Annotated in this window: 12 protein-coding genes; 7 read left to right on the top strand and 5 right to left on the bottom strand. The window is 73.5% G+C overall.

Annotated elements, in window-relative coordinates:
• From FAF44_RS48145 to FAF44_RS48130, 4 genes are all read right to left on the bottom strand, one after another.
• On the bottom strand, positions 1-409 hold a 409-nt coding region (locus FAF44_RS48145; protein WP_237110173.1), incomplete at its 3' end, for a four-carbon acid sugar kinase family protein.
• Complete coding sequence (locus FAF44_RS48140; protein ID WP_237110172.1) at positions 406-1653, bottom strand: RuBisCO large subunit C-terminal-like domain-containing protein; 1248 nt, start codon at positions 1651-1653, stop codon at positions 406-408. The genes FAF44_RS48145 and FAF44_RS48140, both read right to left, overlap by 4 nt.
• On the bottom strand, positions 1646-2299 hold the full coding sequence (locus FAF44_RS48135) for an aspartate/glutamate racemase family protein (RefSeq protein WP_237110171.1): 654 nt from the start codon (positions 2297-2299) through the stop codon (positions 1646-1648). Before FAF44_RS48135 ends, FAF44_RS48140 begins: the two co-directional genes overlap by 8 nt.
• Positions 2296-2976: a FadR/GntR family transcriptional regulator gene (locus tag FAF44_RS48130; RefSeq protein ID WP_237110170.1), complete on the bottom strand. Its 681-nt coding sequence runs from the start codon at positions 2974-2976 to the stop codon at positions 2296-2298. The genes FAF44_RS48135 and FAF44_RS48130 overlap by 4 nt, the downstream gene beginning before the upstream one ends.
• A gap of 155 nt (positions 2977-3131) precedes the next feature.
• On the opposite strand from FAF44_RS48130, the gene FAF44_RS48125 reads away from it, so the two are divergent.
• Genes FAF44_RS48125 through FAF44_RS48100 form a run of 6 tightly spaced genes read left to right on the top strand, consistent with a single transcriptional unit; the run spans position 3132 to position 8595 of the window.
• Positions 3132-3848 carry a FadR/GntR family transcriptional regulator gene (locus tag FAF44_RS48125; protein WP_237110169.1) on the top strand — a complete coding sequence of 239 codons (717 nt, stop codon included), beginning with the start codon at positions 3132-3134 and terminating at the stop codon, positions 3846-3848.
• A 15-nt stretch (positions 3849-3863) separates the two neighbouring features.
• On the top strand, positions 3864-4628 hold the full coding sequence (locus FAF44_RS48120) for an enoyl-CoA hydratase/isomerase family protein (protein WP_237110168.1): 765 nt from the start codon (positions 3864-3866) through the stop codon (positions 4626-4628).
• Position 4629: 1 nt separating this feature from the next.
• Positions 4630-5820: a CaiB/BaiF CoA-transferase family protein gene (locus tag FAF44_RS48115; protein WP_237110167.1), complete on the top strand. Its 1191-nt coding sequence runs from the start codon at positions 4630-4632 to the stop codon at positions 5818-5820.
• Entirely contained in the window at positions 5808-6851 is a 1044-nt protein-coding gene (locus tag FAF44_RS48110; protein WP_237110166.1) for a hypothetical protein, read from the top strand. Before FAF44_RS48115 ends, FAF44_RS48110 begins: the two co-directional genes overlap by 13 nt.
• Entirely contained in the window at positions 6848-7552 is a 705-nt protein-coding gene (locus FAF44_RS48105; protein WP_237110165.1) for an SDR family NAD(P)-dependent oxidoreductase, read from the top strand. The genes FAF44_RS48110 and FAF44_RS48105 overlap by 4 nt, the downstream gene beginning before the upstream one ends.
• Complete coding sequence (locus tag FAF44_RS48100) at positions 7549-8595, top strand: aldose 1-epimerase family protein (RefSeq protein ID WP_237110164.1); 1047 nt, start codon at positions 7549-7551, stop codon at positions 8593-8595. Before FAF44_RS48105 ends, FAF44_RS48100 begins: the two co-directional genes overlap by 4 nt.
• Before the next feature lie 34 nt (positions 8596-8629).
• On the opposite strand, the gene FAF44_RS48095 is transcribed toward FAF44_RS48100, so the two are convergent.
• On the bottom strand, positions 8630-9463 hold the full coding sequence (locus FAF44_RS48095; RefSeq protein WP_237110163.1) for an amidohydrolase: 834 nt from the start codon (positions 9461-9463) through the stop codon (positions 8630-8632).
• 49 nt (positions 9464-9512) lie between these two features.
• On the opposite strand from FAF44_RS48095, the gene FAF44_RS48090 reads away from it, so the two are divergent.
• Positions 9513-11930 carry a glycoside hydrolase N-terminal domain-containing protein gene (locus FAF44_RS48090; RefSeq protein ID WP_237110162.1) on the top strand — a complete coding sequence of 806 codons (2418 nt, stop codon included), beginning with the start codon at positions 9513-9515 and terminating at the stop codon, positions 11928-11930.
• Positions 11931-12122: the final 192 nt, after the last annotated feature.

Genomic DNA, 12122 nt, shown 5'->3' with positions numbered 1-12122 from the left:
GGACCACCTCGTCCCCCGCCCGGACGAAGTGGTTGGCGAACCACGTGTAGCGCCCGAACTCGGGCTGCGCGGCCAGCACCGGCACCGCGCCCCCGGCCAGCCCCTCGCGGTGCAGGGCCGCGACGACCGCGCCGATGCTGCCGTGCTCCGGCGAGGAGTCGAACGTCGAGCAGACCTTGTACTGGACGACCGGCGGCCCGAGGGCGGCCACGGCGGCGAGCGCCGGGAGCGCCGACGCCACCGGGTCGGACGAGGCCCGCGCGGTGGTGGCGACGCCGATGACGTCGTCCCGGTCGTGCAGGTGGGCGAGGTCGGTGACGAGCGACCCGGTCAGCCCGAAGCGCCGGAACTGCCACAGCGCGTCCGTCGCCCCGGTGAAGTCGTCGGCCACGAAGGCGACCAGCGTCACCTGGCCACCACCCCGCCGAACCGCTCCAGCGCCCTGGCCAGCTCCGGCGAGTCCACCTCGTCCAGCGGCACGCCCGCGACCGTGGCCTCCCATGCCCGCCGGATGCTGGTGATCCCGGCGGCGGGGCCGTCCGGGTGGCCGAGCACGCCTCCGCCGGCCAGCACGAGCAGGTCGTCCGTCCCGGTGCGGCGCAGCGTGACCGGCGCGGTGCCCGCCCACTGCGCCGACGACAGCACCGGCAGGCAGGGGAAGCCGCCGAGCAGCGGCGCGCGCACGGCGGAGACCATCCGCGCCACGTCGTCGTCGGTGACGTAGAACTTGCTGTGGAAGCCGCCGCAGTGCAGGTGGTCGATGCCGGTCAGGCGGGCCAGCTTCTGGTACGCCACGTGCCCGATCCCCAGCCCCGGATGCCGCGCCAGCGCCCCGATCCCGGTGACGTGCGCGTGGATGGGCACCCTGGCGTGCCGTCGCAGCATGGCGACGGCCGGGAAGCCGACGACGTTGAGGTTGACCATGACGCAGGTGCCGCCGGCGGCCACCACCATGTCGTGGTTGCGCAGCATGCGGTCGGGTTCGTCGCTGATGTTGAAGGCGTACATCGGCCGCCGCCCGGTACGCCGCTCCACCTCGTCGAGCGCGCCCGTGACGGCCCTGACCCGCTGCGCCAGCGGGGCGGGCGGGCAGTCGGCGTTCACCTCGTCGTCCTTGATGAAGTCGGCTCCGGCCAGGCCCAGCTCCAGCACCAGGTCCACGTAGTCGGACGGGCGCAGGCCGACGTTGGGCTTGACGATGGTCCCGATCAGCACCCCCGAGGGACGTCCGACGAGCCGCCGGGTGCCCTCCACGGCGAACCCCGCCGGCAGGTACGCCGCGCCGAACGCGGCGGGCAGCTCCAGGTCCACGAGCTTGAGCCCGGCCAGCTCGCGCAGCTCGTACAGGTTGCCCGCGACCACGGGGAACAGGTTGGTCAGCGAGGGCCCGGTGTTGTCGAGCGGGAAGCCGATGCGGACGAGCGCGGCGTGCAGCGGCCCGTCCCCGCGCGCGCCCGGCAGGGCCTCGGTGATCGGGGCGGGGATCTCCGTCATGTCGAGGACGACCGCGCTGTGGCGGGCGCGCAGCTCGTCGGTCTCGCCGGCGACGCTGACGAACGTGCCGGTGCTCTGCTCGCCCGCGATCGCGCTGACGGCCTGCTCCAGCGGGAGGCGGGTGACGACCTGGTACGTCGCCACGGTCAGCTCACGCATACAGCTCCTTCGCCAGGTGCTCCATGGCGATGGGCGGGCTGGCGAGCACCGGCACCGGCACCTCGGCCGTCCCGGCCACCCGGGCCATGGACGCCTGGGCCAGCACGATCACGTCCACCTGGCCGCCGAGCTCGCGCAGCGCCCCGGCCACGGCGGCGTCGTGGGCGGCGGCGTCGCCGCTCATCAGCGCCTCGAACGCGCCCTCGCACAACCGGGCGGTCAGCGTGATCTCCGCCCCGGCCGCGGCGGCGCGCCGGCGGACGAGGTCGGCGGTCGGGTCGAGGGTGGTGGACAGGGTGGCGAGCACGCCGACGCGGCGGCCGGTCGCGACGGCGCGGTCGGCCATCGGCCGGTCCACCCGGGTGACGGGCACGCCGGTCAGCGGCTCCGACGCCTCGACGGCCGCGCCGATGGAGGAGCAGGTGACCAGCACGTGGTCGGCGCCGGCGGCCTCGGCGGAGGCGACGTGCCCGGCGACGCGGCGGGCGGTGCCGGGGGTGAGGCGGCCGGCCGCGATGGTGTTCTTGATGAGGCTGTCGTCGACGATGTTGAACGTCTCGACGTCGGGCAGGTGTCTCGCGCACAGCTCGGCGAACACGGGCACCAGTGTCGCCGAGGTGTGGATCAGACCCAGCGTCTTGGTCATGGTCTCTCCATCTGCGGTTGGGTGAACAGGTCGTGCCAGACCCGGAAGTGGTCGTCGCTGGCCTGCCCGGCGGCGTCCGCGTCGCCGGCGAGCAGCGCCTCGTACAGGGGGCGGTGGGCGGCCACCGACACCTCCTTGTCGCGGGGGTGGGTCCTGAGCCGGTCGCGGCGCTGGCGGACGGCGCGGAAGAGCACGCCGGTCATGGCGTCGGCGAAGAAGGTGAGCGCGGCGTTGCCGGTGGCGTGCAGGAGCGCCTGGTGGAAGGCGAAGTCGGCGCGGTCGATGTCCTCGGCGGTGGCGGCGGCCTCCATGTCGGCCAGGGCCTTGCCGATGTGGGCGATGGCGACCGGGTCTCCGGCGCGGGCGGCCTCGCGGGCGGCCTGGCGTTCGAGGGCGACGCGTACGGAGTGCAGCGACTCGATCGTCAGGTGGCTGGCGGACAGGGCCAGGTCGAGCGCGGCCTCCAGGCCCCCGGGGTGCAGCCGCTGGACGTACGTGCCGGAGCCCTGCCGCCTGCTCAGCACGCCGAAGGCTTCGAGCAGCCGCAGGCGGTCGCGCAGCGCGGTGCGGCTGACGCCGAGGCGCTCGGCGAGCTCCCGCTCGGGCGGCAGCCTGGCGCCCTCGCCGAGGTCGCGGATCAGGCCGGACAGGGCGTCGGAGACGGAGTCGGAGGGCATGGAGGTCGCTCCAGGACGATTGGTATTACCACTTTTCCGAAAGGTACTACCAAGAGTGCGAAATGTTAAGTGGCGATCACTTCATCTGATGAAAAACTAACTTCATCTGATGAAGGTCTATGAAAACGGGCGCGGCCGGGATAGCGTGCGGAGCCGTGGCAACTGATCCCCAGAGGGACTCGGCCAGGAACGTCCAGGTCGTGCAGGCCCTCGGCGCCCGCATCGTCGGCGGCTCCCTGGCCCCCGGCACGTCCATCCCCATCGAGGAGGAGCTCGTCGCCGAACTCGGCGTGGGCCGCTCCGCGGTGCGGGAGGGCGTCAAGGTGCTGGCCGGCAAGGGCCTGCTGGAGACCAGGAGGAGCGCGGGCACGATCGTGCGCCCCCGCGAGTCCTGGAACCTGCTCGACGCCGACGTGCTGAGCTGGCGCTTCGAGCCGGACCCCACACCGGACGACATCCGGGTGCTGGCCGACCTGCGGGTCGCGCTGGAGCCCGGGGCCGCCAGGGTGGCGGCCGAGCGCGCCGACGCGGCGGCCGTGCGGCGCATCGACGAGGCGCTGGCCGCGCTGTTCGCCACAGCCGACGACCCCGAGCCGTTCATCGAGGCCGACCTGGCCTTCCACAAGGCGGTGTTCGCCGCCGCCTCCAACGACCTGCTGCTCTACATCTACGACATGATCAGCATCGCCCTGCGGTCCGTGCGCCAGGTGCACACCCGCTCGGTGGCGCACAACAAGGAAACGCTGCCCGGCCACGAACGCGTGGCCCAGGCGATCAGGCGCCGGCACCACCGCAAGGCCGAGGAGGCCATGCGCACGGTGGTCGAGGTGGCCCGCGCCGACGCCGAGCAGCACGTACGTCTCTGCTGTTAGCTGGAAAGGCTCCTCGTGGACGTCCTCCTCGACGTCGACGGCCCCGTGGCCGTCGTCACCCTCAACAGACCCGCCAAGCTGAACGCGATCACCCCGGACATGGCCGCCGCGCTGCGTGCCTGCCTGAGCCGGGTGGACGCCGATCCCGAGCTTCGGGTGGCCGTGCTCACCGGCGCCGGTGAGCGCTCCTTCTGCGTCGGCAGCGACATCCGCGAACTCGACGAGTACGCCACCCCGTGGGAGTTCCGCAACCGCGGCGACTACGGCGACGCCGTCCGCGCCCTGCGCAAGCCGATCATCGCGGCCGTCAACGGCTACGCCTACGGCGGCGGCCTGGAGCTGGCCATGGCCTGCGACATCCGGCTGGCCGCCGAGACGGCGACGTTCGCGGCCCCGGAGATCAAGCTCGGCTGGATCGGCGGCAGCGGCCAGTCGGCGCTGCTCGCCCACGCCGTCGGTCCCGGCAACGCGGCCACCATGCTGCTGACCGGCGACCCCGTGGACGCCGCCCGCGCGCGGGAGTGGGGGCTGGTCACCGACGTCCACCCCCAGGAGGAGCTGATGAAGGCGGCCAGGACCCTGGCCGAGACCATCGCCAAGCGCCCGCCGATCGCCGCCCAGACCGCCAAGGCGAACCTCAGGGCCGCCTACTCGATGCCCCTCGACCAGGCCATCCAGTACGAGCGGGACCTGCAGACCGTCTGCTTCGCCACCGCCGACGCCGCCGAGGGCAGGGCCGCCTTCGCCGAGCGCCGCGACCCCGTCTTCGAGGGGCGCTGACATGGGCGTGCTCGACGGTTACCGCGTGGTCGACCTGTCCATCGCGATGGCGGGCCCGCTGGCCGCCATGCGGCTGGGCGACCTGGGCGCGGACGTGGTCAAGGTGGAGCCGGTGCACGGCGAGTGGCAGCGGCACGCCCCCGCGGGTGGCGCCACCGGCAACCGGGTCAACGCCTCGTTCCTGTCGCTCAACCGCAACAAGCGCAGCCTCGCCGTCAACCTCAAGTCCGACGCCGGGCGCGAGATCGTGCACAGGCTGGCCGCGACGGCCGACGTGTTCCTGCAGAACTACCGGCCCGGCGTGGCCGAGCGGCTCGGCATGGACTACGACACGATCAGCGGGCTCAACCCGTCCGTCGTGTACGTGTCCATGTCAGGTTACGGCGAAAGCGGCCCCTACCTCGCCCGCCCCGGCCAGGACCTGCTGCTGCAGGCCATGAGCGGGGCCATGCTGAGCACCGGGCGCGAGGGCGACCCGCCCGCCCCGGCCGGCTCGTACGCGATCGACGCCATCACCGCCTACAGCGCGTTCGAGGGCGCGCTGGCCGCGCTGCTGCACCGCGAGCGCACCGGCGAGGGCCAGCGGGTGAGCGTGAACATGCTGGACGCGGCCGTCGCCGTGCAGATGCAGGAGCTGTCGATCTACACGGTCGGCAAGGTGCCGCAGCGGCGCGGGAGCGAGCCGCACGGCCACACCTACATCCGCGCCCCGTACGGCGTCTTCGCCACCAAGGACGGCTACATCGCGCTCGGCATGCCCCGGCTGGACGGGCTGGCCGTGGCACTGGACCTGCCGGAGCTGGCCGGGATGGACGGCGACGCCGACGGCCACACGAGGCGCGACGAGATCACCGCCCTGGTGGCGGGCCGGCTGCCCGAGCGCACGACCGGCGAGTGGCTGGAGATCATGGCCCGCCACGACCTGTGGGCCGGCCCGGTGTACGGCTACGCGGACCTGGTGAAGGACCCGCAGGTCGCGCACAACGGCTCGTTCGTCACCTACGAGCACCGGACCGAGGGCACGGTCACCACGCCCGGATTCCCGTACCGATTCAGCGCCACCCCGCCCGGCGTGCGCAGGGGCGCGCCGCTGGTGGGCGAGCACACCGGCGAACTGCTGGCGGAGCTGGGCTACTCCGCCGACCTCGCGGCCGAACTCGTCGCGGAGGGCGTGCTGGCATGCGCGGACTGACCTGGGACCACCCGCGCGGGTACGCGCCGCTGGACGAGCTGACCCGGCTCGACCTGGCGGGGGCCAACCCGTACGGGCAGGTGCCCGAGCCGATCGCGTGGGACCGGCAGCCGCTCGAAGGCTTCGAGTCCGAGCCGATCGCGGCGTTGTGCGAGACCTACGACGTGCTGGTGATCGACCATCCGGGGCTGGGCGCCGCCACGGACGCGCTGGTGCCGATGGAGGAGCTGTTCGAGCCCGGGGAGCTGGCCGGGCGGCGGTTCGCGGGCCGCTCCGGCGACAGCTACCGCCTGGACGGGCGCCAGTGGGCGCTGCCGCTCGACGCCGCCACCCAGGTGGCCGCCGCCCGTCCCGGCGTGGCCGTGCCGCGGACCTGGCCGGAGGCGAGCGAGCGGGCGCGCGACACCCGGATGGCCCTGTGCCTGGGCGGGCCGCACGCGTTCCTCATGTTCTGCGCGCTGGCCTGCGGGGAGTACCTCGACGAGGCGGCCGGGGAGCGGGCGCTGGAGCTGATGGCCGAACTGCTCGCGCACGCCGACCCCGGCCTCTCGGTGCGCAACCCGATCGGCGTGCTGGACGCGCTGGCGGCCGGCGAGGTGGACTGGTGCCCCCTGCTGTACGGGTACGTCACCTACCCGCTGGCCTTCGCCGACGCCCCCGCCTGGCCGGGGCGGGCACCGGGCAGCGTGCTCGGCGGCACCGGCCTGGTGGTCTCGCGGCGGCGCGTCGGGGCCGTCCGCGACGCGGTGCGCGCCCACCTGCTGCGCCTGACGTCCGAGCCGGTGCAGGGCGCGCTGTTCGCGGCCACCGGCGGGCAGCCGGCCGCCCGGTCCGTCTGGACGGCCGCCGACGCCCCCGCCTTCTACCGCGACACCCTGGCCACCATGGAGGCGGCCTGGGTCCGGCCGCGCTTCCCCGGCTACATCGCGCTGCAGGAGCGGTCGTCCGCGCTGATCCGCGACGGGCTGCTCGCGCGCACGCCGGCCCGCGACCTGCTCAAGCACCTGCACGAGGAATGGAGGACCCCATGACCACGGCGCTCGTCACCGGCGCCGCCGGGGCGCTCGGCCGCGCGATCGTGCGCCGCCTGGCCGCCGACGGCCACCAGGTCGCGGCACTCGACGTCGACACGGGCGGCCTGGAGGGGGCGCTCAACCTGAAGACCGACCTGCGCGACGCGGCGGCCATCGAGGCGGCCTTCGCGGAGACGGCCGCGCGGCTCGGCCCGGTCGGCGTCCTCGTCAACAACGCCGCCGTCTACCCGGCCCGGCCGTTCCTGGAGGTGCCGCAGGCCGAGTACGACGACGTGGTCGCGGTCAACCAGCGAGCCTACTGGCTGTGCGCCCAGCAGGCGGCCCGCCAGATGACGGAGCTGGGCGGCGGCTCGATCGTCAACGTCGCCTCGATCACCATGCACGGCGGCTGGTCCGACCTGGCCGCGTACGTCTCCACCAAGGGCGCGGCGGCGGCCCTCACCAAGGCGCTGGCCCGCGAGCTCGGCCCGCAGGAGATCCGGGTCAACTGCGTCTCGCCCGGGGCGTTCCCGACGGCCGCCGAGGAGATCCACGAGGACCTGGAGTCCTACAACCGGATGGTGCTGGAGCGGCAGGCGCTGCAGCGGCGCGGCACCCCGGACGAGCTGGCCGCCGTGGTGTCGTTCCTGACCGGCCCCGACGCCTCGTTCGTGACGGGCCAGACCATCGAAGTCAACGGAGGGTGGGTGATGGCATGATGCCGGACCGCAGGCGGCTGGCCGAGCTGACGGGCGACCTGAGCGCGGCCGGCGGGGTCCGCCTCGTCACGCTGGGCGACGGCGTGGAGCGCGGGATCAGGACGCTGGAGTTCCGCACCGGCTCGGGGCTGGCCTTCGACGTGCTGGTGGACAGGTGCATGGACATCGGGCACGCCGAGCACGCCGGGCGCGCTTTCGGCTGGCGCTCCCCGACCGGGTTCCGGCATCCCGGGCTGCACGAGAACAACGACGAGGACGGGCTGTCGTGGCTGCGCTCCTTCTCGGGGCTGGTCGTCACGGCCGGGCTGGACCACACGCTGTTCGGCGGCGACGTGCCGGCGGACGGGTACCGCTACCCGCCGCGCGGGAGCGTCCGGCACGGGCTGCACGGCCGCGCCGGCAACCTGCCCGCCCGGCTGATCGGCTACGGCGAGCAGTGGTACGAGGACCGCTGCGTGCTCTGGACCGAGGGCGAGGTGCGCCAGACGGCGGTCTTCGCCGAGAACCTGCGGCTGGTGCGGCGGATCGAGGCCGACCTCGGCGGCGACGAGATCCGGATGATCGACACGGTGATGAACGCCGGTTTCGAGCCGACGCCGCACATGTACCTGTACCACATCAACCTGGGCTGGCCGCTGCTCGACGAGGGCGCGCGGTTCGAGGCCGACATCCGCGAGACGCTGTGGCAGAGCGACAGCGTGGCCGAGCAGAAGGCCGACCACCTCACCTTCCCCGGGCCCGTGCCGGGGTTCGTGGAGCAGGTGTACGAGCACGCGCTCGTCCCCCGGGCCGACGGGCTGCACCGGGTGGCCGTGGTCAACGAGCGGCTGGGCATGCGGGTGGCCGTGGAGTGGCGGGCGGCGGAGTTCCCGTACTTCTTCGAGTGGCTGAACCTGCGCTCCGGCAACTACGCGGTCGGCCTGGAGCCGTCCACGCACCACGTGTCCGGCGACGCGGCGGCCCGGCAGGACGGCAGCATGATCTGGCTCGGCCCGCAGGAGTCGCGCTCGTACCGCACGACGTTCCGTGTCGAGGCCGCATGAGGTGAGGGTCCCGGCCGGGGCGCGCGGCCGGGGCCTACCCCTCCAGCCGGTACGCCCGCCGCGCCGCGCCGCCGAACACCTCGGCCGTCTCACTCTCCGACAATCCGGCGCACAGCTCTCCGGCGGCCTCGGCGACCTGCTCGTACCCGGCCGCGAGCAGGCACACGGGCCAGTCGGAGCCGAACATCACCCGCTCAGGACCGAACGCCTCCAGCACCGTCTCCGCGTACGGCCGCAGCTCCGCCACCCGCCACGACCGCCAGTCGGCCTCGGTGACCATGCCCGACAGCTTGCAGGAGACGTTCGGCCGCGCGGCCAGCTCCAGGATCCGGCCGCGCCACGGCTCCAGCTCGCCGGAGGCGATCGGCGGCTTGGACAGGTGGTCGAGCACGAACGGCAGCTCGGGCAGCGCGCTCACCGTGTCGATGGCGGCGGGAAGCTGGTGCGGCAGCGTGAGCAGGTCGTAGGCCAGCCCGGCGGCGGACACGGCGGCCAGCCCGCGGCGCACGTCGGGCCGGTTGAGCCAGGCGGGGTCGGCCTCCGACTGCACCCCGTGCCGCACGCCCACCAGCCCGGCCGGCAGGGAGGCCAGGGTGTCGGCGGTGTCGGGTGCGGTCAGGTCGATCCATCCGACCACTCCGGCCACCAGCTCGGAGCCGGCGGCCAGGGTCAGGAACTCGCGGGTCTCGTCCGGATCGGGCAGCACCTGCACCAGCACGGTGGCCTCCACGCCTGACGCGGCGGCCGGCCCGGCCAGGTCATCGAGTGTGTATGTGCGGCGCACCGGCGCCATCCGGTCCGAGTCCAGCCAGGCGTGCGGGCGGGCGGACAGGTCCCAGACATGGTGGTGGGCATCGATTCGACTCACGGCACGCAAGCTAGCAGACATCCTACGTATTGGACAGGAGTGATCAACGGTGACCAACGACGGCTACACACGGCGAGGTGTACTCGCGACCGGTTTAGGCGCCGCCGCCGGATCCCTGCTGGTGGGCGGCGTCAACGCCGGTCCCGCCTGGGCGCAGGACACGAAGGACAACCCGCTGACCCTCTGGTACACCCGTCCGGCCGAGGTCTGGCTGGAGGCGCTGCCGATCGGCTGCGGGCGGCTGGGCGCGATGGTGTTCGGCGGCGTGACGAGCGAGCGGCTGCAGCTCAACGAGGACAGCATCTGGGCCGGCGGCCCGCACACCTACGACAGCCCTGAGGCGCTGGCCGCGCTCCCCCAGATCCGGCAGTGGGTCTGGGAGGACAAGTGGCAGGCCGCGCAGAACCTGGCGGACCAGAAGTTCCTCGGCCGGCCCAGCGAGCAGGCGCCGTACCAGGTGCTGGGCGACCTCACGCTGACCTACCCCGGCTCGGCCGAGTTCACCGACTACCGCCGCGAGCTGGACCTGACCACGGCCGTCACGAGCGTGACGTTCGTCAGGGACGGCGTGCGGCACACCCGCGAGGTCTTCGCCAGCAATCCCGACCAGGTCATCGTGGTACGGCACACGGCCGACAAGCCCGGGTCGGTGACGTTCCAGGCGGCCTTCGTCAGCCCGCAGAGCAGCACCACGTCGGCCGCCGGCGACGCGGCGATCGCGCTCGACGGGGTGAGCAGTGACACGCAGGGGCTGAAGGGCGAGGTCCGCTTCCGCGCCCTGGCCAGGGCCGAGGCGAAGGGCGGCACGGTCAGGACCGACGGCGGCACGCTGGCCGTGGACGGCGCCGACGAGGTCACGCTGCTCATCTCCATGGGCTCCAGCTACCGCAGCTACCGGGACGTCGGCGGCGATCCGGCCGAGGTCGCCGGGCGGCACCTCAAGCGGGCGAGCGGGCAGCCGTACGAGGTGCTGCGGCGCAAGCACGTACGGGACTACCAGGAGCTGTTCGACCGGGTCGGGATCGACCTGGGCAGCTCGGAGGCGATCGCGCTGCCGACCGACGAGCGCATCGCCCGCAAGCAGCTCGACACCGACCCGCAGCTCGCCGCGCTCTACTTCCAGTTCGGCCGCTACCTGCTGATCTCCAGCTCCCGCGCCCCGGGCCACGCGGCCAACCTCCAGGGCGTCTGGAACGACTCGCTCACGCCCGCGTGGGAGTCGAAGTACACGATCAACATCAACCTGGAGATGAACTACTGGCCGGCCGCGCCCGGCAACCTCATCGAGTGCATGGATCCGCTGTTCGACCTGGTCAAGGACCTGTCGGAGACGGGCGCGGCGACCGCCAGGACGCAGTACGGGGCCAAGGGCTGGGTGGCCCACCACAACACCGACGGCTGGCGCGGCACGGCCCCCGTGGACTTCGCCTTCTACGGCGTGTGGCCGACGGGCGGCGCGTGGCTGTGCCTGACGCTGTGGGAGCACTACCTCTACACCGGCGACGAGCGGCGGCTGCGCGAGCACTTCCCGCTGATCAAGGGTTCGGTGGAGTTCTTCCTCGACACGCTGCAGACCGACCCCCGCTCCGGCTACCTCGTGACCAACCCGTCGCACTCCCCCGAGGTCGGCCACCACGAGGACGGCGACGAGAACGTCAGCATCTGCGCGGGCCCGACCATGGACATGCAGATCCTGCGGGACCTGTTCGGGGCCTTCGAGGGCGCGTCGGAGGTCCTGGGGGTCGAGGCCGGGATGCGCGCCCAGGTGACCGAGGCGAAGGGACGGCTCGTCCCCAACCAGGTGGGGCATCTCGGGCAGATCCAGGAGTGGCAGGAGGACTACCGGGGCGACGCGGCGCTGTCGCGCAGCCGGCACATCTCGCACCTGTGGGGGCTGTTCCCCGGCCACCAGATCGACCCCCGACTGTCGCCCGAACTGGCCGCCGCGGCACGGCGCACGCTGGAGCTGCGGGGCGAGGCGGGGGCCGGGTGGTCGCTGGCCTGGAAGATCAACTTCTGGGCGCGGCTGCTGGACGCGGCCGAGGCGTACAAGCGGCTGAGCAACCTGCTGGTGCCCGCCCGCACCGCGCCCAACATGTTCGACCTGCACCCGCCGTTCCAGATCGACGGCAACTTCGGCGGCACCTCGGGCATCACCGAGATGCTGCTGCAGAGCCACGGGGACCAGGTGAACCTGCTGCCCGTGCTGCCCGCCGCCTGGCCGGCCGGCTCCTACCGGGGGCTGCTCGCCCGGGGCGGCTTCGAGGTGGACGTGGAGTGGAGCGGCGGCGGCCTGCGGCGGGGGCGCGTGCGCTCGCGCCTGGGCCGCACGCTCACCCTGCGCACCACCGTCCCGGTCACCGTCACCGAACGCGGGCGGCCGGTCGCGGTGGAGCGGCCGGAGGCGGGCGTGGTGGTCTTCCCCACCCGTAAGGGGGCGACGTACGACGTCACACCGTCCGCCTGAGCCACCCACCTGCCCCCGCCCCGGCCCACGGCCGGGGCGGCGACAGGCGACGGCCGCGGAACCGGCCACGGGACCGGCTGTGGGGCGTGGCCAAGGGCCACCCCGGGCCGCCGACCGGCCGGTCGGCGAGCCAGCCGCGGAGCGTGGCCGGGAGCCATCCCGGCCCGCCGACCGGCCGGGCGCGTGGGAAGG

This window comes from Nonomuraea sp. MG754425 (assembly GCF_021699195.1).
GTDB lineage: Bacteria > Actinomycetota > Actinomycetes > Streptosporangiales > Streptosporangiaceae > Nonomuraea.
The sequence above is the reverse complement of the archived record's forward strand: the minus strand, read 5'-3'. Positions and strand labels throughout refer to the sequence as shown.